The organism is Streptomyces sp. CB01373 (assembly GCF_002803075.1).
Lineage (GTDB): Bacteria > Actinomycetota > Actinomycetes > Streptomycetales > Streptomycetaceae > Streptomyces.
This window is the reverse complement of sequence record NZ_NNBK01000010.1, coordinates 108640-132302: the sequence shown is the minus strand read 5'-3', so window position 1 is coordinate 132302 and position 23663 is coordinate 108640. Positions and strand designations below refer to the sequence as shown.

The following is a 23663-nucleotide window of genomic DNA, read 5'->3' as shown; positions in this document are numbered from 1 at the left end:
ACCTGGGTAGCGCCCCGGACCACCCATCCCCAAGGAATCGTAAACTCGCCTGACCTGCGACTTTGATCTTTTCTTTGCTTTTCCCTTTACCATTCCTTGGTCATTCCGGTACCGTTTTGTCCTGTGAACGTCTCGTTGTCCCTGTGGATCCTGACCATCGCCGGCCTGGCCGCCCTGATCGCTGTCGACTTCTTCATCGGCCGTAAACCCCACGACGTGTCGATCAAGGAAGCCGGGATGTGGACGGCCGTCTGGATCGTCCTGGCCGGTCTCTTCGGGCTCGGGTTGCTCGTCTTCGGCGGCGGCCGGCCGGCCGGCGAGTTCTTCGCCGGATTCATCACCGAGAAGTCGCTGAGCGTCGACAACCTCTTCGTCTTCGTCCTGATCATGGGCAAGTTCGCCGTGCCGTCGCAGTACCAGCGGCGGGTGCTGATGATCGGTGTCCTCATAGCCCTGGTGCTGCGGGCCGGCTTCATCGCCGCCGGAGCCGCGATCATCGCGAGCTTCTCGTGGGTGTTCTACCTCTTCGGCGCCTTCCTGATCTGGACCGCCTGGAAGCTCATCCAGGAGGCCCGTTCCGGCGGGGACGAGGAAGAGGAGTTCGACGAGAACAAGCTGCTCAAGGCGGCCGAGCGCCGGTTCGGCGTGGCCGACCGCTACCACGGCACCCGGCTGTGGATCCGGCAGAACGGCAAGCGGGTCATGACGCCGATGCTGGTCGTGATGCTCGCGATCGGCACCACTGACATCCTGTTCGCCCTCGACTCGATCCCCGCGATCTTCGGCCTCACCCAGGACCCGTACATCGTCTTCACCGCCAACGCCTTCGCACTGATGGGCCTTCGCCAGCTGTACTTCCTGATAGGCGGCCTGCTCAAGAAGCTGGTCCACCTGTCCTACGGCCTGTCGGTGATCCTGGGCTTCATCGGAGTCAAGCTGGTGCTGCACGCGCTGCACGAGTCCGGCGTACACGTCCCCCAGATCGGCATCCCCCTCTCCCTCGGCGTGATCTGCGCGGTTCTGGCCGTCACCACGGTCACCAGCCTGCTGGCCGCCAAGAGGCAGGCCGCGGATGAGGTGCGCGAGACGCGAGCACGGGACGAGCACCACGAGGACGCGCCGAAGGGCAGGGTCGATGCCTGAGCGCGAGCAGGAGCGCACCCGCCCTCTGATCGCGCATGCGAACATTCCGGGACTCTGCGACGATCGCAGCATGATCACGCGGCTCAGGGGACTCTTGACGGCGTGGACGGTCATCGTGCCGGTGCTCGCGGTCGTCCTGCTGATCCTCACCTGGGGGCGTTCCCTCCCCGGCGTGGCCGTCGGCGTGATCACCCTGGTCCTCGCGGGCTCGGTGCTGGCCGCGGTGCACCACGCGGAGGTGGTCGCCCACCGGGTCGGCGAACCCTTCGGCTCCCTGGTCCTCGCCATCGCCGTCACCGTCATCGAGGTCGCGCTCATCGTGACCTTGATGGCGGACGGCGGCGACAAGTCCTCGACGCTCGCCAGGGACACGGTGTTCGCGGCAGTGATGATCACCTGCAACGGCGTGGTGGGACTGAGCCTGCTGGTCGGCTCACTGCGTCACGGCACGGCCGTCTTCAACGCCGAGGGCACGGGCGCCGCCCTCGCCACCGTGGCGACCCTGGCCACGCTGAGCCTGGTGCTGCCGGCGTTCACCACCAGCCAGCCGGGGCCGCGGTTCTCCGGAGTGCAGCTCACCTTCGCCGCGATCTCCTCACTCGTTCTGTACGGCCTGTTCGTGACCACCCAGACCGTGCGGCACCGCGACTACTTCCTGCCGATCACCCGGCAGGGCGAGGTGATCACCTCCGAGGACCACGCGGCGGCACCGTCCGCCCGCACCGCCCGGATCAGCCTGGGACTGCTGGCCATGGCCCTGGTCGGCGTGGTCGGACTGGCCAAGGGCGTGTCGCCCACCGTCGAGTCCGCGGTGCAGGCCGCCGGGCTGCACCATGCGGTCGTCGGCGTGATCATCGCCCTGCTCGTGCTGCTGCCCGAGACCATCGCCGCCCTGCGCTCCGCCCGGCGCGACCGGGTGCAGACCAGCCTCAACCTCGCGCTGGGATCCGCGATGGCCAGCATCGGCCTGACCATTCCGGCCGTCGCGCTGGCGTCGTTGTGGCTGTCCGGGCCGCTCGTCCTCGGCCTCGGCTCCACCCACATGCTGCTGCTTCTGCTCACCGTGGTGGTCACTTCGCTGACGGTGGTGCCGGGACGGGCCACGCCGCTCCAGGGCGGCGTACATCTGGTGATCTTCGCGGCCTACCTGGAGTTGGCGATCAACCCCTAGGAGGATCAAGGTGTCGTGATAGACCGGGGTTTCGAGCGGCGGTCGCCCATCGGCCACCGCAGGACGAACGGACCGGAGGAACCGTGCCCCGTACCCTGGCCAACGCCCCGATCATGATTCTCAACGGCCCCAACCTGAACCTGCTCGGGCAGCGGCAACCGGACATCTACGGCTCCGGCACGCTCGCGGACGTCGAGGCGCTGTGCGCGAAGGCAGCCGCCGCGCACGACGGCACGGTCGACTTCCGCCAGTCCAACCACGAGGGTGAACTGGTCGACTGGATCCACGAGGCCCGGCTGAACCACTGCGGAATCGTCATCAACCCGGCCGCCTACTCGCACACCTCCGTCGCGATCCTGGACGCGCTCAACACCTGTGACGGGCTGCCGGTGGTGGAGGTGCACATCTCCAACATCCACCAGCGCGAACAGTTCCGGCACCACTCGTACGTCTCGCTGCGTGCCGACGGCGTCATCGCGGGGTGCGGAGTGCAGGGCTACGCGTTCGCGGTGGAGCGGGTCGCGGCACTGGCCGGCGCACAGCGGGCGGACGCGTAGCCGCCCGCCGCGTGCGGCCGGGGCCGTCGGCCGAGGGCGGGAGCAGGCGATCGGCGGCCCGTGCCGTTCACCACCCGCGCGCGTGCCACTCCGGCAGATGCGGGCGTTCGGCGCCCAGGGTGGTGTCGTTGCCGTGGCCCGGGTAGACCCAGGTCTCGTCCGGCAGGACGTCGAAGATCTTCGTCTCCACGTCGTGGATCAGGCGGGCGAACGCCTTCGGATCCTTGTGGGTGTTGCCCACCCCGCCGGGGAAGAGGCAGTCGCCCGTGAACACATGGGGGTGCCCGTGCGGGTCGTCGTAGACCAGCGCGATCGAGCCGGGAGTGTGGCCGACGAGGTGGCGCGCGGTGAGTTCGACCTGCCCCACCCGGACGGTGTCCCCGTCCTCCAGCAGCACGTCGGTCGGCACCGGGATGCCCTCGGCGTCGTCCCGTCCCGCGTACGTACGCGGGTGCGTGGCCGCCACGACCTCCGCCAGCGCCTGCCAGTGGTCGCCGTGCCGGTGGGTGGTGACGACGGAGGCGATGCCGTCGTCACCGATCGAGCCGAGCAGCGTGTGCGCGTCGTTCGCCGCGTCGATCAGCAGTTGCTCGTCCGTGGCCCGGCAGCGCAGCAGATAGGCGTTGTTGTCCATCGGGCCGACCGCGATCTTGGTGATCATCAGGTCCTTCAGCTCGTGCACGTCCGCCGGGCCGCCGACCTTCACCTCTCCGCTGTACGTCATGGTCGTCAGCCTATAGCGGGGGCAGCCGCCCGGGGACCGCGCACGCGGCTAGGGCCTCTCGTTTGGATCATGCCGGGCTCGCGGGGTCCGGCACCGTGCCTCGCGGTGTTGTCGTCGGTTGGCAGGGCTCCGCCCTGCCGCCCTCCTCCGCCTTGCGATCCACGGCACCAGACCCCGCTCCCTGATCCGGCCTGATCCAAACGACAGACCCTAGAGCGGGGGCAGCGCCGGGAGCGTTCCGCCCGCCGCCGTCAGGGCGGATCCGTCGCGGCGTCCCGCGAGCCAGCCGAGCAGGTCCGCCCGGCTCCCCGTCACGGTGACCGCGGGCTCGTCCGCCTTCCGGCCCGTGTCCCAAGCGTGCGTGCCGTCCGTCAGCCGGGTCGGCGGCACGTCCGGGTGTCCGGAGAACCGCTGGGCCAGGAACTCGATCTCCCGCTCGACGAACTCCGCCGGAAGGTCCTCGAGCTCGTAGCCGATGCCGAGGTCCACATGGTGCAGCTCGACCTCCACCCAGCGCCGGAAAGGCACCCGGGACGCGGAGTCGGTGACGCCGTTGCGCAGCTCCACGGTCCGCGACCAGTCCGCGGGTCCGGCCGCCGACCGCTGGAAGAGGGCCGCGCTCTCGCGCACGTCCGCGAGCTGGACGTCGAGGGGGCGCGTGGCGTCCCGCTCGATGTCGGAGTCCCGGGCCTCGGCGGACGCGTACATGGGACGGCCCTCGAGGACGTTCACCAGCGCGTCGGCGTTGCGGGCGAGGTGGGCCAGGATGTGGCCCCGGGTCCAGCCGGGGAGTCGTGACTCGTCGGTCACAGCCGCGTTGTCCAGCTTGCCGGCAGCGGTCAGCAGTCGTTCGGTCGCGTCCTGCACAGAGGCCAGGTCGCGCGCGTGATCAATCATGACGCCGACCCTAGCCCCGCCACACGTTCGGGTGAAGGCGGCGAAGGACGGCCGTAAATCGAATGTACGTGCTATAAGGTCGGGTGTGGCATCGGGCATGCTGGAGAGCCGGGGATTGTTGTGTATCCGGGCGGCTCCTGGAATCCCGCCCGGCGTTGTCAGTGGCTCCCCCTAGTCTGAGAAAGCACGGGGGCCCCGCCCCTGTCACTTCTCTCAAGAAAGGTGCGGACCGGCGTGGCCGACCGTCTCATCGTCCGTGGCGCGCGCGAGCACAACCTGAAGAACGTCTCGCTCGACCTGCCTCGGGACTCGCTCATCGTCTTCACGGGCCTGTCCGGGTCGGGCAAGTCCTCCCTGGCCTTCGACACCATCTTCGCCGAGGGCCAGCGGCGCTACGTGGAGTCGCTCTCCTCGTACGCCCGCCAGTTCCTCGGCCAGATGGACAAGCCGGACGTCGACTTCATCGAGGGTCTCTCCCCGGCGGTCTCCATCGACCAGAAGTCGACCTCGCGCAACCCGCGCTCGACGGTCGGCACCATCACCGAGGTCTACGACTACCTGCGCCTGCTCTTCGCCCGCATCGGCAAGCCGCACTGCCCCGAGTGCGGCCGGCCGATCTCGCGGCAGTCGCCGCAGGCCATCGTCGACAGGGTGCTGGAGCTGCCGGAGGGCAGCCGCTTCCAGGTCCTCTCGCCGCTGGTGCGCGAGCGCAAGGGCGAGTTCGTCGACCTCTTCGCCGACCTGCAGACCAAGGGTTATTCCCGCGCGCGCGTGGACGGCGAGACCATCCAGCTCTCCCAGCCGCCCACGCTGAAGAAGCAGGAGAAGCACACCATCGAGGTGGTCGTCGACCGCCTCACGGTGAAGGACAGCGCCAAGCGCCGCCTCACCGACTCCGTCGAGACCGCACTCGGCCTGTCCGGCGGCATGATCGTGCTCGACTTCGTCGACCTGCCCGAGGACGACCCCGAGCGCGAGCGGATGTACTCGGAGCACCTGTACTGCCCGTACGACGACCTGTCCTTCGAGGAGATGGAGCCGCGCTCCTTCTCCTTCAACTCGCCCTTCGGCGCCTGCCCCGAGTGCACCGGCATCGGCACCCGCATGGAGGTCGACCCGGAGCTGATCGTCCCGGACGAGGAGAAGAGCCTCGACGAGGGCGCCATCCACCCCTGGTCGCACGGGCACACCAAGGACTACTTCGGCCGGCTGGTCGGCGCCCTCGCCGACGCCCTGGGCTTCCGCACCGACATCCCCTTCGCGGGTCTGCCGCAGCGCGCCAAGAAGGCCTTGCTCTACGGCCACAGGACGCAGATCGAGGTCCGCTACCGCAACCGGTACGGGCGCGAGCGCGTCTACACCACGCCCTTCGAGGGCGCCGTGCCGTTCGTCAAGCGCCGGCACAGCGAGGCCGAGAGCGACGCCAGCCGTGAGCGCTTCGAGGGGTACATGCGCGAGGTGCCCTGCCCCACCTGTGAGGGCACGCGGCTGAAGCCGGTCGTCCTCGCGGTCACGCTCATGGGCAGGTCGATCGCAGAGATCTCCGCGATGTCCATCAGCGACTGCGCGGAGTTCCTGCGCGGGCTGAAGCTCGACGCCCGCGACAAGAAGATCGCCGAGCGGGTCCTCAAGGAGGTCAACGAGCGGCTGCGGTTCCTGGTCGACGTCGGCCTCGACTACCTCTCGCTGAACCGCGCGGCCGGCACGCTCTCCGGCGGCGAGGCCCAGCGCATCCGGCTGGCCACCCAGATCGGCTCCGGCCTCGTCGGCGTCCTGTACGTCCTCGACGAGCCGTCCATCGGCCTGCACCAGCGCGACAACCACCGGCTGATCGAGACCCTGGTCCGGCTGCGCGACATGGGCAACACGCTCATCGTCGTGGAGCACGACGAGGACACCATCAAGACCGCCGACTGGATCGTCGACATCGGCCCCGGCGCGGGCGAGCACGGCGGCAAGGTCGTGCACAGCGGCTCCCTGAAGGAACTGCTCGCCAACGCCGAGTCGCAGACCGGGCAGTACCTGTCCGGCAAGAAGGCGATCCCGCTGCCCGGCATCCGGCGCCCGCTGGACCCGTCCCGGCAGCTCACCGTGCACGGCGCCCGGGAGAACAACCTGAAGGACATCGACGTGTCCTTCCCGCTCGGCCTGTTCACAGCGGTCACCGGAGTCTCCGGTTCCGGCAAGTCGACGCTGGTCAACGACATCCTGTACACCCACCTGGCCCGCGAGCTGAACGGCGCGCGCAATGTGCCCGGCCGGCACACGCGCGTGGACGGCGACGACCTCGTGGACAAGGTGGTGCACGTCGACCAGTCGCCCATCGGCCGCACCCCGCGGTCCAACCCGGCGACGTACACCGGCGTCTTCGACCACATCCGCAAGCTGTTCGCCGAGACCACCGAGGCGAAGGTCCGGGGCTACCAGCCCGGCCGCTTCTCCTTCAACGTCAAGGGCGGCCGCTGCGAGAACTGCGCGGGCGACGGCACCATCAAGATCGAGATGAACTTCCTGCCGGACGTCTACGTCCCCTGCGAGGTCTGCCACGGCGCCCGCTACAACCGGGAGACGCTGGAGGTGCACTACAAGGGCAAGTCCATCGCCGAGGTGCTCAACATGCCGATCGAGGAGGCGACCGAGTTCTTCGAGGCGGTCCCGGCGATCGCCCGGCACCTCAGGACCCTCAAGGACGTCGGCCTCGGCTATGTCCGGCTGGGCCAGTCCGCGACCACCCTGTCCGGCGGTGAGGCGCAGCGTGTGAAGCTCGCCAGCGAGCTGCAGCGCCGTTCCACCGGACGCACGGTCTACGTCCTGGACGAGCCCACCACCGGTCTGCACTTCGAGGACATCAGCAAGCTGCTGAAGGTGCTGTCCGGACTGGTCGACAAGGGCAACACGGTCATCGTCATCGAGCACAACCTCGATGTGATCAAGACCGCCGACTGGGTCGTCGACATGGGCCCCGAGGGCGGCGCCGGCGGCGGTCTGGTCATCGCCGAGGGCACGCCCGAGCAGGTCGCCGGCGTCCCGACCAGCCACACCGGCAAGTTCCTGCGCGAGATCCTCCAGCCCGACCGGATCAGCGACGCCGCCTCCTCGGCCAAGGCCCCGCGCGCGACCGCCGCCAAGAAGGCCGTCGCGGCCACGTCGGCGACCCGCAGGACGACGGCCAAGGCTGCCAACAGCACGGCGAGCAAGAAGGCGACGCCCGCGAAGAAGACGACCCGGGCCCGCAAGGCCTGAGACACCGTCCAGTAGTACGAGCGGCGCCCCGCGGACATTCCCGCGGGGCGCCGCCCGCGCCTGAGGCACACAGAGGCCGAAGGCCTGGCGCCCTGCGCTACGGTGCGCCGACCTCCGACGCGTACGGCGGTTCCGCGCCCGCGCGTGAGCAGGTGATTGCCGCCGCGCGTGCCGCGAACCGCAGCAGCCGGGTCCAGCCCGTGGCGCCGAGGCCGGCCAGGGCCTCGGGGGACAGGGCGTCCTGGGCGGATAGGCCGTGCAGCAGGGCCGCGTTGACGGTGTCGCCCGCGCCGATGGTGTCGACGACGTCGACCTTCTCGCCCGGCACGGAGTGCTCCGCGCCGTCCCGGGTGTACGCGGTGAGCCCGTCACCGCCGTGGGTGATCACCACCGCCGAGGGTCCGGCGGCCAGCCACTCGCGCGGAGTGCCGCCCAGCCACCCCGCGTCCTCCTCGGACAGCTTCAGCAGCGACACCGAGGGCAGCCAGCTCGCGAAGCGCGCCCGGTAGGCGTCCGCGTCCGCTATCAGTCCTGGCCGGATGTTGGGGTCCAGCGCGGTGAACACACCCTGCGCGGACGCCGTCCGCATCAGCTCCTCGTAGGCGCTCGCGCCCGGCTCCAGCACGAGCGAGCAGGTACCGAAGGAGACAGCGCGGGTTCCGGCGGGAAGCGCGGCGGGCGCCGTGAACAGACGGTCGGCGGTGCCGTCGACGTAGAACGAGTACGCGGCGGAGCCGTCGGTGCCGACCGTGGCGACCGCCAGGGTGGTCGGCTCGGCGCCGCGCTGCACTCCGGACACGTCCACCCCGGCCCCCCGCAGCCCGTCGAGCAGGGCCTCGCCGAAGGCGTCGTACGACGTACGGGAGCAGAACGCGGTGGGCGAGCCGAGGCGGCCCAGCGCGACGGCCGTGTTGTACGGGCCGCCGCCGAGCGCCGGTCTGAGGTCCGCGAGGGCGCCCCTCTCCCGCGGTACCAGGTCGATCAGGGCCTCACCGGCGACGACGATCACGAGTCGGTTCCTCTCTCGGACAGCTCGGGCCGGGAAGCTATCCCATTGCGCGCCGGAGGTAAAACGCCGGTCCGGGGCGTCCGCGTCCGCCCGACCCGCCGCCGCCCGGTTCGGGCCCGGTGGGTATCGTCGGCCTCGTCCAGCCCCTTGACCAGTGGAGGACCTCATGTCCGGCCGCCCCTCCGCGAGCCGCCGCACGATCCTGCGGGGAGCGGCCCTCACCCCCGCCGTCGCGCTCGGGCTCACCGCCTGCGGGCCGATCGGCGGCGGCACCACGGCCCCGGCCACGCCCACCGCGCCGGTCGACCTGGGCGCCGAGAGCGACGTCCCCAAGGGCGGCGCCAAGCTGTACCGGGACCACAACGTGGTGGTCAGCCGTGACGCGGACGGCGCCCTCAAGGCTTTCAGCACGATCTGCACGCACGCGCAGTGCCCGATCAACAAGCTCGAGGGGACGAAGCTGATCTGCCCCTGCCACGGCAGCGAGTTCGACGCCACGACCGGCGAGGTCGTACGTTCCCCGGCCAGTACCCCGCTGCCCGGACTGCCCGTGCGCGCCGAGGGCGGCAGGCTCGTCGCCGGACCCGGCGCCTGACGGCCGCCGCCCGCCCGGCCCGCTCGTTCCCCCTGGTCACTCCCATTCCCAGCCGACCCCGACGGTCCCCGAGCGCACACGCGGCTCCACCAGGTGCACCGAACGGTGCCGTTCACTCACCGGCAGCTCCCGGCGGCCACTGCGCGGCGCCGCCGCCGACGCCTGGGTGAACCGGTGGCAGCGCACCGGCAGGGTGCCGGCGTCGAACCGCACCTGAAGCGCGTACTGGCCGCCGGGGGAGGCGAACTCCCGGACGTACTCGCACGTCGTCCCCGCCGTTCCGTCCTGCACGGCGTGCCGGAACAGGAACGTGTCACCGGCCCGCAGCCGGGTGTCGAAGAGCAGCTCGGCGACCAGCACCCCGGTGTCGTGGTGCCGGCGTATCCGCCCGGTGCGGCAGTTCTCCAGGGCGTGCACGGTCATCCGCTCCGGCGCGCACCCCGGATCGCCGTGGTGGACGGCCACGAAACGGTCCACGCCGTCCCGGTGGGCGCGCACGATGTGCTCGGACTCACGGCCCGCGAGCTCGCGCCGCGGCCCGATCAGCACCCGCTCGTGGTGCCCGAGCACGTGCGGCCCGCCGCCGGGCGGGCAGTCCAGCTCGGCCAGCAGCCCGCGCAGCACGTCAGAGGCCCGGACCAGGGAACGGTAGGAGCGGACGCCGGGCCGCCCGGCCGACGCGTGCTCGTCGGCCTCGGCCAGCAGCCGGATCAGAGACTCCTCCGGCAGTCGCAGGATCTCCTCCAGCGCCCGCACGGCCCGCAGCGACTCCGGGCGCTGTGGGCGCCGGGCGCCCTGCTGCCAGTAGCTGAGGCTGGTGACGCCGACCTTCACCCCGTAGCGCGTCAGATGGTGCTGCACACGCTGCAGCGGCAGTCCGCGGGCGGCGATCGCGGCGCGCAGCGCCACGTGGAAGGGGCCGCCCCGCAGGGCCGTGTCCAGTTCCGCGGTGGCGAACTCCGCCTGCTGTGGGGCGTGCGGCATGCGCGGGCCTTTCTGTGAAGGTGCGGGCGGCTCGGCGGACCCTTCACGCGGGTCGTCGGGGCCGCCCCGCGCGAAGGCAGGGTTCTGCACGTCCGGACGCCGTCGTCCGCGGCCCCGAGTTCCCCCGCATTGAAGCGTGTTGACCAAGCCCCGACAACACCTGGGACGGACAGGCGTGCGTTCCCGGCCGAGGAGGCACCCCTCGAGGGGGCGCGCCGTGGCCGGGGTGGTGGAGGGCCGCCGCGGTGTCAGTGCCCGACAGTAGGGTTGAGTCATGGCCGACCCCTCCAGCTACCGCCCCAAGCCGGGAGACATCCCGGACTGCCCCGGGGTCTACCGCTTCCGTGACGAGTACCGCCGGGTCATCTACGTCGGAAAGGCCAAGAGCCTGCGCCAGCGCCTGGCGAACTACTTCCAGGACCTCGCGAACCTCCACCCGCGCACCCGCAGCATGGTGACCACGGCCGCGTCCGTGGAGTGGACGGTGGTGTCCACGGAGGTCGAGGCGCTGCAGCTGGAGTACTCCTGGATCAAGGAGTACGACCCCCGGTTCAACGTCAAGTACCGCGACGACAAGAGCTACCCGTACCTCGCGGTGACGATGAACGAGGAGTTCCCCCGCGTGCAGGTGATGCGCGGCCACAAGAAGAAGGGCGTGCGCTACTTCGGGCCGTACGGGCACGCGTGGGCCATCCGCGACACCGTCGACCTGCTGCTGCGCGTCTTCCCGGTACGCACCTGCTCGGCCGGTGTCTTCAAGAACGCCGCCCGCACCGGCCGCCCCTGCCTGCTGGGCTACATCGGCAAGTGCTCCGCGCCCTGCGTCGGCCGCGTCTCCGCCGAGGAGCATCGCGAACTGGCCGAGGACTTCAGCGACTTCATGGCCGGCCGCACCGGCACGTATCTGCGCCGCCTGGAGAAGCAGATGACGGAGGCGGCCGAGGAGATGGAGTACGAGCGGGCCGCCCGCCTGCGCGACGACATCGAGGCCCTGAAGAAGGCCATGGAGAAGAACGCGGTCGTGCTCGCCGACGCGACCGACGCCGACCTCATCGCCGTCGCCGAGGACGAGCTGGAGGCCGCGGTGCAGATCTTCCACGTGCGCGGCGGACGGGTGCGCGGCCAGCGCGGCTGGGTGACCGACAAGGTGGAGGATGTCACCACCGGCGCCCTCGTCGAGCACGCCCTGCAGCAGCTGTACGGCGAGGAGAGCGGGGACGCCGTCCCCAAGGAGGTCCTCGTCCCGGCCCTGCCCGACCCGCTCGAGCCGGTCCAGGAGTGGCTCGCCGAGCGCCGCGGGTCGAACGTCTCGTTGCGCATCCCGCAGCGCGGCGACAAGAAGGCCCTCATGGAGACCGTGCAGCGCAACGCCCAGCAGGGGCTCGTCCTGCACAAGACCAGGCGCGCCTCCGACCTCACCACGCGTTCGCGTGCCCTGGAGGAGATCGCGGAGGCCCTCGATCTGGACAGCGCCCCCCTGAGGATCGAGTGCTACGACATCTCCCACCTGCAGGGCGACGACGTGGTGGCCTCCATGGTCGTCTTCGAGGACGGCCTCCAGCGCAAGAGCGAGTACCGCCGCTTTCAGATCAAGGGCCGCGCCGGGGACACGCGGCTCTGGCACGGCGAGGGCCAGGACGACGTCCGCTCCATGCACGAGGTGATCACCCGCCGGTTCAGGCGCTACCTCGCCGAGAAGGAGAGGACCGGCGAGTGGGCCGACGGCGAGGACGTCCCCGTGGACGGATCACCCGACGGCCTGCCCGACGGCCCGGTCGGCACCCTCGTCGAGGACGACGGCCGCCCCAAGCGATTCGCCTATCCGCCTCAGCTCGTCGTCGTCGACGGCGGGCAGCCCCAGGTGGCGGCCGCCCAGCGGGCCCTGGACGAACTCGGCATCGACGACATCGCCGTGTGCGGACTGGCCAAGCGCCTGGAGGAGATCTGGGTGCCCGGCGAGGACGACCCGGTGGTCCTGCCCCGCAGCAGCGAGGGCCTGTACCTGCTGCAGCGGGTACGCGACGAGGCCCACCGGTTCGCGATCACCTACCAGCGCACCAGACGGGCCAAGCGCTTCCGGTCCGGACCCCTGGACGACGTGCCGGGCCTCGGCGAGACACGCAAACAGGCGCTGATCAAGCATTTCGGCTCGGTGAAGCGGCTGCGGTCCGCGACAATCGACCAGATCTGCGGGGTACCCGGCATAGGACGCAAAACAGCCGAGACCATCGCGGCGGCCCTCGCCCAGGCGGCCCCGGCCGCACCCGCCGTCAACACGGCGACTGGAGAGATCATGGAAGACGTGGAAGAAGCGCCACCGGCGACGACGGCGGCTGACGCGGAGACGCCCGTGCCCACGAGCGTCCCGGACGACCGACGGGGGCAGGAGACATGACCGAGCACGACGCACGGCGAAGCGCCGAGCGAGATCAGTCCCAGGAAGGACCGCGCGAGGAACAGCACGAGCGCGCGTCCACGGAAAACGGAGCACAGGTGAGTACGGGCATCGACACGGCCGGCGTCCCCGACACGGCCATTCCCGAGCTGGTGATCATCTCCGGCATGTCCGGGGCCGGCCGGTCCACGGCCGCCAAGTGTCTGGAGGACCTCGGCTGGTTCGTCGTCGACAACCTGCCGCCGGCGCTGATCCCCACCATGGTGGAACTCGGTGCCCGTTCGCAGGGCAACGTGGCCCGCATCGCGGTCGTCGTCGACGTCCGCGGCCGCCGCTTCTTCGACAACCTGCGCGAGTCCCTGGCCGGTCTGGAGGCCAAGAACGTCACCCGCCGGATCGTCTTCCTGGAGTCCTCCGACGATGCCCTGGTGCGCCGCTTCGAGTCGGTGCGCAGGCCTCACCCGCTCCAGGGCGACGGCCGCATCGTCGACGGCATCGCCGCCGAGCGCACGCTGCTGCGCGAACTGCGCGGCGACGCCGACCTGGTGATCGACACCTCCAGCCTCAACGTGCACGAACTGCGGGCCAAGATGGACGCCCAGTTCGCCGGTGAGGAGGAGCCCGAACTGCGGGCCACCGTGATGTCGTTCGGCTTCAAGTACGGCCTGCCGGTCGACGCCGACCTGGTCGCCGACATGCGGTTCCTCCCCAACCCGCACTGGGTCCCCGAACTGCGCCCGTTCACCGGCCTGAACGACGAGGTCGCCGCCTACGTCTTCAACCAGCCCGGCGCCAAGGAGTTCCTCGACCGCTACGCCGAGCTGCTGCGGCTCATCTCGGCCGGCTACCGGCGCGAGGGCAAGCGGTACGTGACCATCGCGATCGGCTGCACGGGCGGCAAGCACCGCTCGGTGGCCGTGTCGGAGAAGCTCGCCGCGCGGCTCGCGGCCGAGGGCGTGGAGACCGTCGTCGTCCACCGGGACATGGGGCGCGAGTGAGAGGACGTACTCCGCGGCTGAGCAGCCTGCGCCGGGTGGTGCCGGAGGGGCGTTCGGCTCGGCAGGCGCTCGCGGCGCGCGCCGGGCGCCCGGCCGAGTCCCGGGGCGGCCGTCCACGCCGCCGCGGCGCCCAGCCCAAGGTGGTCGCACTCGGCGGCGGCATGGGCCTGTCCGCCTCGCTCGCCGCGCTGCGCCGGATCACCGGCGACCTCACCGCCGTCGTCACCGTGGCCGACGACGGGGGCTCCAGCGGGCGCCTGCGCGACGAGCTGGGCGTGCTGCCGCCCGGCGACCTGCGCAAGGCGCTGGCCGCGCTGTGCGGCGACGACGACTGGGGCCAGACCTGGGCCCGAGTGATCCAGCACCGCTTCACCTCCCAGGGCGACCTGCACGACCACGCGGTGGGCAACCTGCTGATCGTCGCCCTGTGGGAACAGCTCGGCGACCACGTCCAGGCGCTGGACCTGGTGGGCAAGCTGCTGGGCGCGCACGGGCGCGTGCTGCCCATGTCCGCCGTGCCCCTGGAGCTCCAGGCGCTGGTCAAGGGGCACGACCCGGAGCGGCCCGAGGACGTCGACACCGTGCGCGGGCAGGCCACCGTCGCACTCACCCCCGGCGAGGTGCAGTCCGTGCACCTGGTGCCGCACGACCCGCCCGCCGTGCCCGAGGCGGTCGACGCCGTCCTGGACGCGGACTGGGTGGTGCTCGGACCAGGCTCCTGGTTCTCCTCGGTCATCCCGCACCTGCTGGTGCCCGAACTGCTCGACGCGCTCACCGAGACCAGGGCGCGCCGGGTCCTGTCCCTGAACCTCGCGCCGCAGCCGGGAGAAACCGAGGGCTTCTCCCCGCAGCGTCATTTGGAGGTTTTGGGACGACACGCCCCTAAACTCGCCCTGGACGTGGTGCTGGCCGACGAGGCCGCCGTGCCCGACCGCGAAGTGCTCACCGAGGCCGCCAAGCGGTTCGGCGCAGCGGTCGAGCTCGCGCCGGTGGCCCGGAGGGACGGAACTCCGCGGCACGACCCGGAGCTGCTGGCCGCCGCGTACGACCGTATTTTTCGGATGCATGGAAGGATCGGCCCATGGCGATGACGGCAGCGGTGAAGGACGAGATCTCCCGGCTCCCCGTCACCCGGACCTGCTGCAGGAAGGCGGAGGTATCCGCCCTTCTGCGGTTCGCCGGCGGCCTCCACCTGGTCAGCGGGCGGATCGTGATCGAGGCGGAGCTGGACACCGCCATGGCGGCGCGGCGCCTGAAGCGGGACATCCTGGAGATCTTCGGTCACAGCTCCGAGCTGATCGTGATGGCGCCGGGCGGGCTGCGCCGCGGCTCCCGCTACGTCGTGCGCGTCGTGGCGGGCGGTGACCAGCTGGCCCGCCAGACCGGTCTGGTCGACGGGCGGGGCCGGCCGATCCGCGGCCTGCCGCCGCAGGTGGTCTCGGGTGCCACCTGTGACGCCGAGGCCGCCTGGCGCGGTGCGTTCCTGGCCCACGGCTCGCTCACCGAGCCGGGCCGCTCCTCCTCCCTGGAGGTGACCTGCCCTGGCCCGGAGGCGGCGCTCGCGCTGGTCGGCGCCGCGCGTCGGCTGTCCATCGCCGCGAAGGCCCGCGAGGTGCGGGGCGTGGACCGGGTGGTGGTCCGCGACGGCGACGCGATCGGCGCCCTGCTGACCCGTCTGGGCGCCCACGAGTCCGTGCTGGCCTGGGAGGAGCGGCGGATGCGCCGCGAAGTCCGCGCCACGGCCAACCGCCTCGCCAACTTCGACGACGCCAACCTGCGCCGCTCGGCGCGCGCGGCGGTCGCGGCCGGTGCGCGGGTGGCCCGCGCGCTGGAGATCCTCGCCGACGACGTCCCCGAGCACCTCGCCGCCGCGGGGCGCCTGCGCATGGAGCACAAGCAGGCCTCCCTGGAAGAACTCGGCGCCCTCGCCGACCCCGCGCTGACCAAGGACGCCGTCGCCGGCCGCATCCGCCGCCTGCTGGCCATGGCCGACAAGCGGGCCTCCGACCTCGGCATCCCCGGCACCGAGGCAAACCTCTCCGAGGATCTGGCGGACAACCTGGCGGGCTGACCGCCACGGGCCGACCGGCCCGGACTCGCCACACCCCGACCGGCCAACCAGCCGATGCTGGTTGGCCGGTGGTGGCCGCTCGGTTTGGTGGGGGAGCACCGACAGTGACCGGCACTGGTCGACCGACGCCGGTCGACGTCGGTGCTTGACAGGCCGCGTCGAGCGTCGCGGGACCGTCGCGGGCCGGGGTGCCGAGGCGTGGACGGGGCGATGCGCCGGCCTGCCGCCGCTACGGCCCCGTGGGGGAATTGCCTGGTTTGTCAGAAGTCCGGATTGGGCGGAGATCGGGGTATTTCACAAGTGAGCTGGGGGGCTCACGAACGAGTGACCAACGTGGTCAATTGGTATGGGCAATCCATAGCGAAATCGGGTGATCCAGACGGCCGGAGCGAGGGGCTCGGACCTTTGGCGAAGCCGTGCTGTCCAGGACGCGTCCGGATGTCACTTCGGAGGCCTTGGAGGGGTAGGGTCGTGGGTGGTCGGGGACATCCCAATACAGCTCGCCGGCGTCGAAACCGGCGTACCAACGAGGAGATCGGTTCGTGACGATCCGCGTAGGCATCAACGGCTTTGGCCGCATCGGTCGTAACTACTTCCGCGCGCTCCTTGAGCAGGGTGCGGACATCGAGATCGTGGCTGTCAATGACCTGGGTGACACCGCGACCACCGCTCACCTGCTGAAGTACGACACCATCCTGGGCCGCCTCAAGCAGGAGGTCTCCCACACCGCCGACACCATCACCGTCGACGGCCACACCATCAAGGTGCTGTCGGAGCGCAACCCCGCCGACATCCCCTGGGGTGAACTCGGCGTCGACATCGTCATCGAGTCCACCGGCATCTTCACCAAGAAGGAAGACGCCGAGAAGCACATCGCCGGCGGCGCCAAGAAGGTCATCATCTCCGCCCCGGCGAAGAACGAAGACGTCACGATCGTGATGGGCGTCAACCAGGACCAGTACGACCCGGCCAACCACCACGTCATCTCCAACGCCTCCTGCACCACCAACTGCGTGGCGCCGATGGCGAAGGTCCTCGACGAGAACTTCGGCATCGTCAAGGGTCTGATGACCACCGTGCACGCGTACACGAACGACCAGCGCATCCTGGACTTCCCGCACAAGGACCTGCGCCGCGCCCGTGCCGCCGCCGAGAACATCATCCCGACCACCACCGGCGCCGCCAAGGCCACCGCCCTGGTCCTGCCGCAGCTCAAGGGCAAGCTGGACGGCATCGCCATGCGCGTCCCGGTGCCCACCGGCTCGGTCACCGACCTCGTCATCGAGCTCTCCCGCGAGGTCACCAAGGAAGAGGTCAACGCCGCCTTCCAGAAGGCCGCCGAGGGCGAGCTGAAGGGCCTCCTGGACTACACCGAGGACCCGATCGTCTCCTCGGACATCGTCAACGCCCCGGCGTCCTGCACGTTCGACTCCTCCCTGACCATGGTTCAGGACGGCAAGAACGTGAAGGTCATCGGCTGGTACGACAACGAGTGGGGCTACTCCAACCGCCTCGTCGACCTCACGGTCTTCGTCGGCAACCAGCTCTGACCGGCAGGGCAGGCACCTCGATGTGAGCGCAGGGCCCGGTCGGCGCGCCAACGCGCCGACCGGGCCCTGACGCACGTACAGCGGGCCGAACGACCACAACCCGCCCACGTGCGGATCGATCAGCCCTCGTACGATCAAGAGCCCCCTCTTCAGGAGTCCCAACCCAATGAAGACGATCGACGAACTTCTCTCCGAAGGCGTGGACGGCAAGCGGGTCTTCGTCCGCGCCGACCTCAACGTGCCGCTGGCCGACGGTGTCATCACCGACGACGGCCGCATCCGCGCCGTCCTGCCCACCGTCAAGGCCCTCGCCCAAGCCGGCGCCAAGGTGGTCGTCGCCTCCCACCTGGGCCGCCCCAAGGGCGCCCCGGACCCGGCCTTCTCGCTGCTGCCCGCCGCCGAACGGCTCGGCGAACTCCTGGGCGCGCCCGTGGCGTTCGCCCAGGACACCGTCGGCCCGGCCGCCCACGACGCCGTGGACGGCCTGCAGCCCGGCCAGGTCGCGGTCATCGAGAACCTGCGGTTCAACCCCGGCGAGACGGCCAAGGACGACACCGAGCGCGGCGAGTTCGCCGACCGGCTCGCCGCCCTCGCGGACGTCTACGTCGGCGACGGATTCGGCGCGGTGCACCGCAAGCACGCCTCCGTCTACGACCTGCCGGCCCGTCTCCCGCACTACGCCGGCTACCTCATCAGCACCGAGGTCGGCGTCCTGAAGAAGCTCACCGAGGACGTCCGGCGGCCCTACGTCGTCGCGCTCGGCGGCGCCAAGGTCTCCGACAAGCTCGCCGTCATCGACGAGCTGCTCGGCAGGGCCGACCGCCTGCTCATCGGCGGCGGCATGGCGTACACCTTCCTCAAGGCCCAGGGCCACGAGATCGGCAAGTCCCTCGTGCAGGAGGACCAGCTCCCGGCTGTCAGGGAGTACATCGAGCGCGCCGAGAAGACCGGCGTCGAGCTGATCCTGCCGGTGGACACGCTGGTCTCGCCCGAATTCCCGGACCTGAAGGCCAAGGCCCCCGTCCACCCCACCGCGGTCGCCGCGGACGCCATGCCGGCCGACCAGCTGGGCCTGGACATCGGCCCGGAGTCCCGCAAGCTGTACGCCGCGAAGCTCGCCGACGCCGCCACCGTCTTCTGGAACGGCCCGATGGGCGTCTTCGAGCACCCCGACTTCGCCGAGGGCACCAGGGCGGTCGCCCAGGCCCTCGTCGACTCGGACGGCTTCACCGTCGTGGGCGGCGGCGACTCCGCCGCGGCCGTCCGTACGCTGGGCTTCGACGAGTCGGCATTCGGCCACATCTCGACCGGTGGCGGCGCCTCCCTCGAATACCTCGAGGGCAAGACGCTCCCCGGCCTCGCCGCACTGGAGGACTGAAACCGTATGAGCACGCGCACGCCGCTGATGGCGGGCAACTGGAAGATGAACCTCAACCACCTCGAGGCCATCGCACACGTCCAGAAGCTCGCCTTCGCCCTGGCCGACAAGGACTACGAGGCCGTCGAGGTCGCCGTCCTGCCGCCCTTCACCGACCTGCGCTCCGTGCAGACGCTGGTCGACGGTGACAAGCTCAAGATCAAGTACGGCGCCCAGGACGTCTCGGCGCACGACTCGGGTGCCTACACCGGTGAGATCTCCGGCCCGATGCTGGCCAAGCTGAAGTGCACCTTCGTGGTGATCGGCCACTCCGAGCGCCGGCAGTACCACAACGAGACCGACGAGCTGGTGAACGCCAAGGTCAAGGCCGCCTACAAGCACGGCCTGACCCCGATCCTGTGTGTCGGCGAGGAGCTGGACGTCCGTGACGCGGGCAACCACGTCGCGCACACGCTCGCCCAGGTCGAGGGGGGCCTGAAGGACCTCCCGGCCGAGCAGGCCGAGTCGATCGTGATCGCCTACGAGCCCGTCTGGGCCATCGGCACCGGCAAGGTCTGCGGTGCGGCGGACGCCCAGGAGGTCTGCGGCGCCATCCGCGGCAAGCTCGCCGAGCTGTACTCGCAGGAGGTCGCCGACCAGGTGCGCATCCAGTACGGCGGCTCGGTGAAGTCGGGCAACGTCGCCGAGATCATGGCGCAGGAGGACATCGACGGCGCCCTGGTCGGCGGTGCCTCGCTGGACACGGACGAGTTCGTCAAGATCGTCCGCTTCGGCGAGCAGTGAGCCGGGGCCGCCGCAGGCGGTGAGCCGGGCCCGCCGCGCACGGCGGGCCGGGCCGTGAGTATGCGCGGGCGGCGATCCGTCGTACTCTTGCGGGGGCATGGTAGGCACGGCCTGCCACACCCTGTCGTCCATCCGAATCCGAGGAAGTTGGTCCAGCCGTGGTTTTGGGGTTCTCGATCGCCCTGATCGTCTTCAGCCTGCTGCTGATGCTGCTGGTGCTGATGCACAAGGGGAAGGGCGGCGGCCTCTCCGACATGTTCGGTGGCGGCATGCAGTCGTCCGTCGGCGGCTCCTCGGTCGCCGAGCGCAACCTCGACCGCATCACCGTGGTGATCGGCCTGCTGTGGCTCGCCTGCATCATCGTGCTCGGCATCCTGATGAAGACGAGCAGCTGACGAGCGGCTGCGCCGGTACCGCGCATTCCGTACGCAAGGCCCCATGGTCGGTACGCGCTCCCGGGCGCGGCCTATCATGGGGCTTGCGTCTGTGTGGGAGCGGTAACTCCCAGCACTGGACGCGCGTTGGGCCTTACGTAGACTGAGGCGCTCGCGGCGGAGCGGCAGGCCGACCCGCTTCGCGGCACCATCACGCAGGGAGTTACGACCGTGGCAAGTGGCAACGCGATCCGAGGAAGCCGGGTCGGGGCGGGGCCGATGGGCGAGGCCGAGCGCGGCGAGTCCGCGCCGCGTCTGCGCATCTCCTTCTGGTGCTCCAACGGACACGAGACCCAGCCGAGCTTCGCCAGCGACGCGCAGGTTCCCGACACCTGGGACTGCCCGCGCTGTGGTTTCCCGGCCGGTCAGGACCAGGACAACCCGCCGGCCCCGCCGCGCACCGAGCCCTACAAGACGCACCTGGCCTATGTGCGGGAGCGGCGCAGCGACGCGGACGGTGAGGCGATCCTCGCCGAGGCGCTCGCCAAACTGCGGGGCGAGATCTAGGACTTGAGGTCCGGTCGGCCGCCCACGGGGGCGGGGCCGGACCTGCTGCGTATCCGGGCGGACCGGCCGTCGCGGACCGATTGTCAGTGGTGCCCTCTACGGTTTGTGCATCGGCGAATCGTGAGTGGGGGGAGCCATGACGCGGGTGGAGGCCGGGCGTGAGCCCGTCGGCGCGGGTGTACCGGCGTGGCGCGGCGGATTCGGACGGTTGTGGAGCGCCGCCGTGCTCTCCAGCTTCGGCGACGCGCTGCGTACGGTCGCGCTGCCGCTGCTCGCCCTGTCCCTGACCGACGACCCGCTGCTCATCGCCTCCGTCACGGCCTGCGGGTATCTGCCCTGGATCGTCTTCGGGCTGCTCGGCGGCGCCGTCGCGGACCGGGTGGACCAGCGGCGCGCGATGTGGGTGGCGGACACGGTACGGGGCCTGCTGGTCGCCGGGTTCGCGCTGGCCGTGGCCCTCGGGCATGCCTCGATCGGCCTGCTGATCGCCCTGGCCTTCGCCCTGACCACGCTCCAGACGCTCTTCGACAACGCCGCCACGGCCCTGCTGCCCGTCCTGGTCGGGCCCGAGGCGCTGGGCACCGCCAACGCCCGCCTGATGACCGGGCAGCGCCTCGCGGGCGGGCTGCTGGGCGGCCCGGTCGTGCCCCTGCTGATCGCCGCGGGGGCCGCCGCCCCCTTCGCGGCCGACGCGGTCACCTTCCTGGCCGCCGCCGCGCTCGTGGCCTCCCTGCGGGTTTCCGTGCCCGAGCGGAAGCCGAGACCCGCGGGGAGCACGCTGCGGCGGGAGACAGCCGAGGGACTGCGCGCCCTCGGGCGGGACAGGGCCCTGCGCGGGCTGTGCGCCGCCACCGCGCTGTGCAACGTCGGGATGGGCGCGCTCATCGCCACCCTGGTGGTCGTCGTGACCGGCTGGCTCGGCGCGGGCACCAAGGGGTACGCGATGGTGCTGACGGCGTACACGCTGGGCAGCCTGGCCGGTGGAGCGGCCAACCGGCCGATCGTGGCCCGGCTCGGGCGGATGCGGGCCGTACTGCTGGCCGGCGTGGTGCAGATCGCCGCCCTGGCGGTCGTGGGACTGGTGCGCAGCCTGGCCGTCGCGGTGGCCGCGCTGGCCGTGTTCGGGCTGATGGGCATGGTGTGGAACGTCAACACGACGACGCTGATGCAGCAGCGCAGCCCCGCCGGGATGCTGGGACGGGTCAGCGCGGCCTTCCGCACCCTGGCGGTGGCCGGGGCACCGCTCGGGGCGGTGCTCGGCGGGGCCGTCGCCGCGGTGTGGGGGCCGAACTGGCCGGCGCTGCTCACGGCCGGCTTCTTCGTCCTTTCCGTGGCCGCGCTGATACCCGTGCGCCGTGCCGACGTACTCGTTGTTGCGCCGGACGACGGCGTGACGACGACTCATGTCACCCGCTGATCAACTAGGTTGGAGCGGCAGCGGGGCAAGGACGCAGGACAGCTAGGAAAGAAGGCTGAGGTCCGAATGAACGCAGACGCCCGTACCAGGCTCAACCAGAGGCCGGAGTGGACCGCTCTGACCAGGCACCGTGAGGAGCTCGCCGACACCGGTCTGCGCGATCTGTTCGCGGCCCACCCGGAGCGCGGCGAGGCGTACGCCCTCCAGGTCGGTGATCTGTACGTCGACTACTCCAAGCATCTCGTCACCGACGAGACGCTGCGGCTGCTGCGGGAGCTGGCCGCCGCGACGGACGTGTTCGGGCTGCGGGACGCCATGTTCCGCGGCGCGAGGATCAACGTCACCGAGGACCGGGCCGTGCTGCACACGGCGTTGCGCGCGCCACGGGACGCGGTGATCGAGGTCGACGGGGAGAACGTCGTTCCGGGGGTGCACGCGGTCCTCGACAAGATGAGCGACTTCGCCCACCGGGTGCGGTCGGGGGAGTGGACCGGGCACACCGGCAAGCGGATCCGCAATGTGGTCAACGTCGGCATCGGCGGCTCCGACCTGGGGCCCGCGATGGCGTACGAGGCGCTGCGGGCCTATACGGACCGCGGTCTGACGGTGCGGTTCGTGTCGAATGTCGACGGCGCGGACCTGCACGAGGCCGTGCGGGATCTGGACGCGTCGGAGACGCTGTTCGTCATCGCCTCCAAGACGTTCACCACCATCGAGACGATCACCAACGCCACGTCGGCGCGCAACTGGCTGCTGAGCGAGCTGAAGGCCGGCCCGGAGGCGGTCGCCCGGCACTTCGTGGCGCTGTCCACGAACACGGAGAAGGTGTCCGGGTTCGGCATCGACGTCGAGAACATGTTCGAGTTCTGGGACTGGGTCGGGGGGCGGTACTCGTACGATTCCGCGATCGGCCTGTCCCTGATGATCGCGATCGGGCCGGACCGGTTCCGGGAGATGCTGGACGGCTTCCGTCTCGTCGACGAGCACTTCAGGACCGCGCCGCCCGAGTCCAACGTGCCGCTGCTGCTGGGGCTGTTGGGTATCTGGTACGGCAACTTCCATGACGCGCAGTCGCATGCGGTGCTGCCGTACTCCCACTATCTGTCGAAGTTCACCGCGTATCTCCAGCAGCTGGACATGGAGTCCAACGGGAAGTCCGTGCAGCGGGACGGGGAGCCGGTGGGGTGGCAGACCGGGCCGGTGGTGTGGGGGACGCCCGGCACGAACGGGCAGCACGCGTACTACCAGTTGATCCACCAGGGTACGAAGCTGATTCCGGCGGACTTCATCGGCTTCGCCGAGCCGGTGGCCGAGCTGAGCGGTGAACTCCGGGCGCAGCACGATCTGCTGATGGCCAACTTCTTCGCGCAGACCCAGGCGCTGGCCTTCGGCAAGACACCGGAGGAGGTTCGGGCGGAGGGGGTGCCCGCCGAGCTGGTGCCGCACAAGACCTTCCGCGGGAACCACCCCACGACCACGATCCTCGCGCGCGAGCTGACTCCGTCGGTGCTGGGTCAGCTGATCGCCCTGTACGAGCACAAGGTGTTCGTCCAGGGCGCCGTCTGGAACATCGACTCCTTCGACCAGTGGGGAGTCGAGCTGGGCAAGGTCCTGGCGAAGCGGGTGGAACCGGCGCTGACCGAGGGGGCGCAGGTGGAGGGACTGGACCCCTCCACGACCACCCTGGTCGCCAAGTACCGCGCCCTCCGCTCCCGCTGACCCCTTCTCCCACCCACCCCGTCACGCCGGAGCGGAGCCCCGGGCCCGGACCCTCCGAGGCCCGGGGGCTCCGCCCCGGCCCCCGGCC

The 23663-nt window shown here is 70.7% G+C and carries 20 protein-coding genes; 16 read left to right on the top strand and 4 right to left on the bottom strand.

Translation table 11 applies throughout. The features are described 5' to 3' along the window. The first annotated feature begins 123 nt into the window (after positions 1-123). From CG719_RS17140 to aroQ, 3 genes are all read left to right on the top strand, one after another. Positions 124-1143: a TerC/Alx family metal homeostasis membrane protein gene (locus CG719_RS17140; RefSeq protein ID WP_100569520.1), complete on the top strand. Its 1020-nt coding sequence runs from the start codon at positions 124-126 to the stop codon at positions 1141-1143. A 70-nt stretch (positions 1144-1213) separates the two neighbouring features. Continuing rightward, positions 1214-2314, top strand: coding sequence for a calcium:proton antiporter (locus CG719_RS17135; protein WP_100569637.1), 1101 nt, complete (start codon positions 1214-1216; stop codon positions 2312-2314). A gap of 83 nt (positions 2315-2397) precedes the next feature. After that, positions 2398-2871 carry a type II 3-dehydroquinate dehydratase gene (aroQ, locus tag CG719_RS17130; protein ID WP_100569519.1) on the top strand — a complete coding sequence of 158 codons (474 nt, stop codon included), beginning with the start codon at positions 2398-2400 and terminating at the stop codon, positions 2869-2871. A 67-nt stretch (positions 2872-2938) separates the two neighbouring features. Here aroQ and CG719_RS17125 read toward each other — a convergent pair whose 3' ends face one another. Both CG719_RS17125 and CG719_RS17115 read right to left on the bottom strand, forming a co-directional pair. Further along, positions 2939-3595, bottom strand: coding sequence for an MBL fold metallo-hydrolase (locus CG719_RS17125; RefSeq protein WP_100569518.1), 657 nt, complete (start codon positions 3593-3595; stop codon positions 2939-2941). Between the two features lie 210 nt (positions 3596-3805). Beyond that, positions 3806-4492: a maleylpyruvate isomerase family mycothiol-dependent enzyme gene (locus tag CG719_RS17115; protein ID WP_100569516.1), complete on the bottom strand. Its 687-nt coding sequence runs from the start codon at positions 4490-4492 to the stop codon at positions 3806-3808. 234 nt (positions 4493-4726) lie between these two features. Here CG719_RS17115 and uvrA point away from each other — a divergent pair, with 234 nt between their 5' ends. Then, on the top strand, positions 4727-7735 hold the full coding sequence (gene uvrA, locus CG719_RS17110) for an excinuclease ABC subunit UvrA (protein WP_100569515.1): 3009 nt from the start codon (positions 4727-4729) through the stop codon (positions 7733-7735). A 97-nt stretch (positions 7736-7832) separates the two neighbouring features. On the opposite strand, the gene CG719_RS17105 is transcribed toward uvrA, so the two are convergent. Then, the gene (locus CG719_RS17105; protein WP_100569514.1) at positions 7833-8744 is read right to left on the bottom strand and encodes a carbohydrate kinase family protein; all 912 of its coding nucleotides are present in this window, start codon (positions 8742-8744) and stop codon (positions 7833-7835) included. Between the two features lie 166 nt (positions 8745-8910). On the opposite strand from CG719_RS17105, the gene CG719_RS17100 reads away from it, so the two are divergent. After that, on the top strand, positions 8911-9339 hold the full coding sequence (locus CG719_RS17100) for a Rieske (2Fe-2S) protein (RefSeq protein WP_100569513.1): 429 nt from the start codon (positions 8911-8913) through the stop codon (positions 9337-9339). A 36-nt stretch (positions 9340-9375) separates the two neighbouring features. Here CG719_RS17100 and CG719_RS17095 read toward each other — a convergent pair whose 3' ends face one another. Next, positions 9376-10323 carry a hypothetical protein gene (locus CG719_RS17095; protein WP_100569512.1) on the bottom strand — a complete coding sequence of 316 codons (948 nt, stop codon included), beginning with the start codon at positions 10321-10323 and terminating at the stop codon, positions 9376-9378. Positions 10324-10597: 274 nt separating this feature from the next. On the opposite strand from CG719_RS17095, the gene uvrC reads away from it, so the two are divergent. The 11 genes from uvrC to pgi all read left to right on the top strand — a co-directional run bounded on the left by uvrC (position 10598) and on the right by pgi (position 23575). Next, positions 10598-12718, top strand: a complete 2121-nt coding sequence (gene uvrC / locus CG719_RS17090) for an excinuclease ABC subunit UvrC (RefSeq protein ID WP_100569511.1) — start codon at positions 10598-10600, stop codon at positions 12716-12718. Further along, the gene (gene rapZ, locus CG719_RS17085) at positions 12715-13716 is read left to right on the top strand and encodes an RNase adapter RapZ (RefSeq protein ID WP_100569510.1); all 1002 of its coding nucleotides are present in this window, start codon (positions 12715-12717) and stop codon (positions 13714-13716) included. Before uvrC ends, rapZ begins: the two co-directional genes overlap by 4 nt. Then, entirely contained in the window at positions 13713-14807 is a 1095-nt protein-coding gene (locus tag CG719_RS17080; RefSeq protein WP_100569509.1) for a gluconeogenesis factor YvcK family protein, read from the top strand. The genes rapZ and CG719_RS17080 overlap by 4 nt, the downstream gene beginning before the upstream one ends. Continuing rightward, positions 14798-15787 carry a DNA-binding protein WhiA gene (whiA, locus tag CG719_RS17075; RefSeq protein WP_100569508.1) on the top strand — a complete coding sequence of 330 codons (990 nt, stop codon included), beginning with the start codon at positions 14798-14800 and terminating at the stop codon, positions 15785-15787. The genes CG719_RS17080 and whiA overlap by 10 nt, the downstream gene beginning before the upstream one ends. A 542-nt stretch (positions 15788-16329) precedes the next feature. Next, a complete protein-coding gene (gene gap, locus CG719_RS17070; protein WP_100569507.1) occupies positions 16330-17337 on the top strand; it encodes a type I glyceraldehyde-3-phosphate dehydrogenase in 1008 nt (335 codons plus the stop codon). Positions 17338-17503: 166 nt separating this feature from the next. Continuing rightward, positions 17504-18715 (top strand): phosphoglycerate kinase, encoded by a 1212-nt coding sequence (locus tag CG719_RS17065; protein WP_100569506.1) that lies wholly within the window; start codon positions 17504-17506, stop codon positions 18713-18715. Positions 18716-18721: 6 nt separating this feature from the next. Next, positions 18722-19498, top strand: coding sequence for a triose-phosphate isomerase (gene tpiA, locus CG719_RS17060; RefSeq protein ID WP_100569505.1), 777 nt, complete (start codon positions 18722-18724; stop codon positions 19496-19498). Positions 19499-19656: 158 nt separating this feature from the next. Continuing rightward, positions 19657-19893, top strand: coding sequence for a preprotein translocase subunit SecG (gene secG, locus CG719_RS17055; RefSeq protein WP_100569504.1), 237 nt, complete (start codon positions 19657-19659; stop codon positions 19891-19893). 210 nt (positions 19894-20103) lie between these two features. Then, positions 20104-20439: an RNA polymerase-binding protein RbpA gene (locus CG719_RS17050; RefSeq protein WP_073952427.1), complete on the top strand. Its 336-nt coding sequence runs from the start codon at positions 20104-20106 to the stop codon at positions 20437-20439. A gap of 136 nt (positions 20440-20575) precedes the next feature. Next, entirely contained in the window at positions 20576-21856 is a 1281-nt protein-coding gene (locus tag CG719_RS17045; protein ID WP_100569503.1) for an MFS transporter, read from the top strand. A gap of 66 nt (positions 21857-21922) precedes the next feature. Next, positions 21923-23575, top strand: a complete 1653-nt coding sequence (gene pgi / locus CG719_RS17040; RefSeq protein WP_100569502.1) for a glucose-6-phosphate isomerase — start codon at positions 21923-21925, stop codon at positions 23573-23575. The last annotated feature ends 88 nt before the right edge of the window (positions 23576-23663 follow it).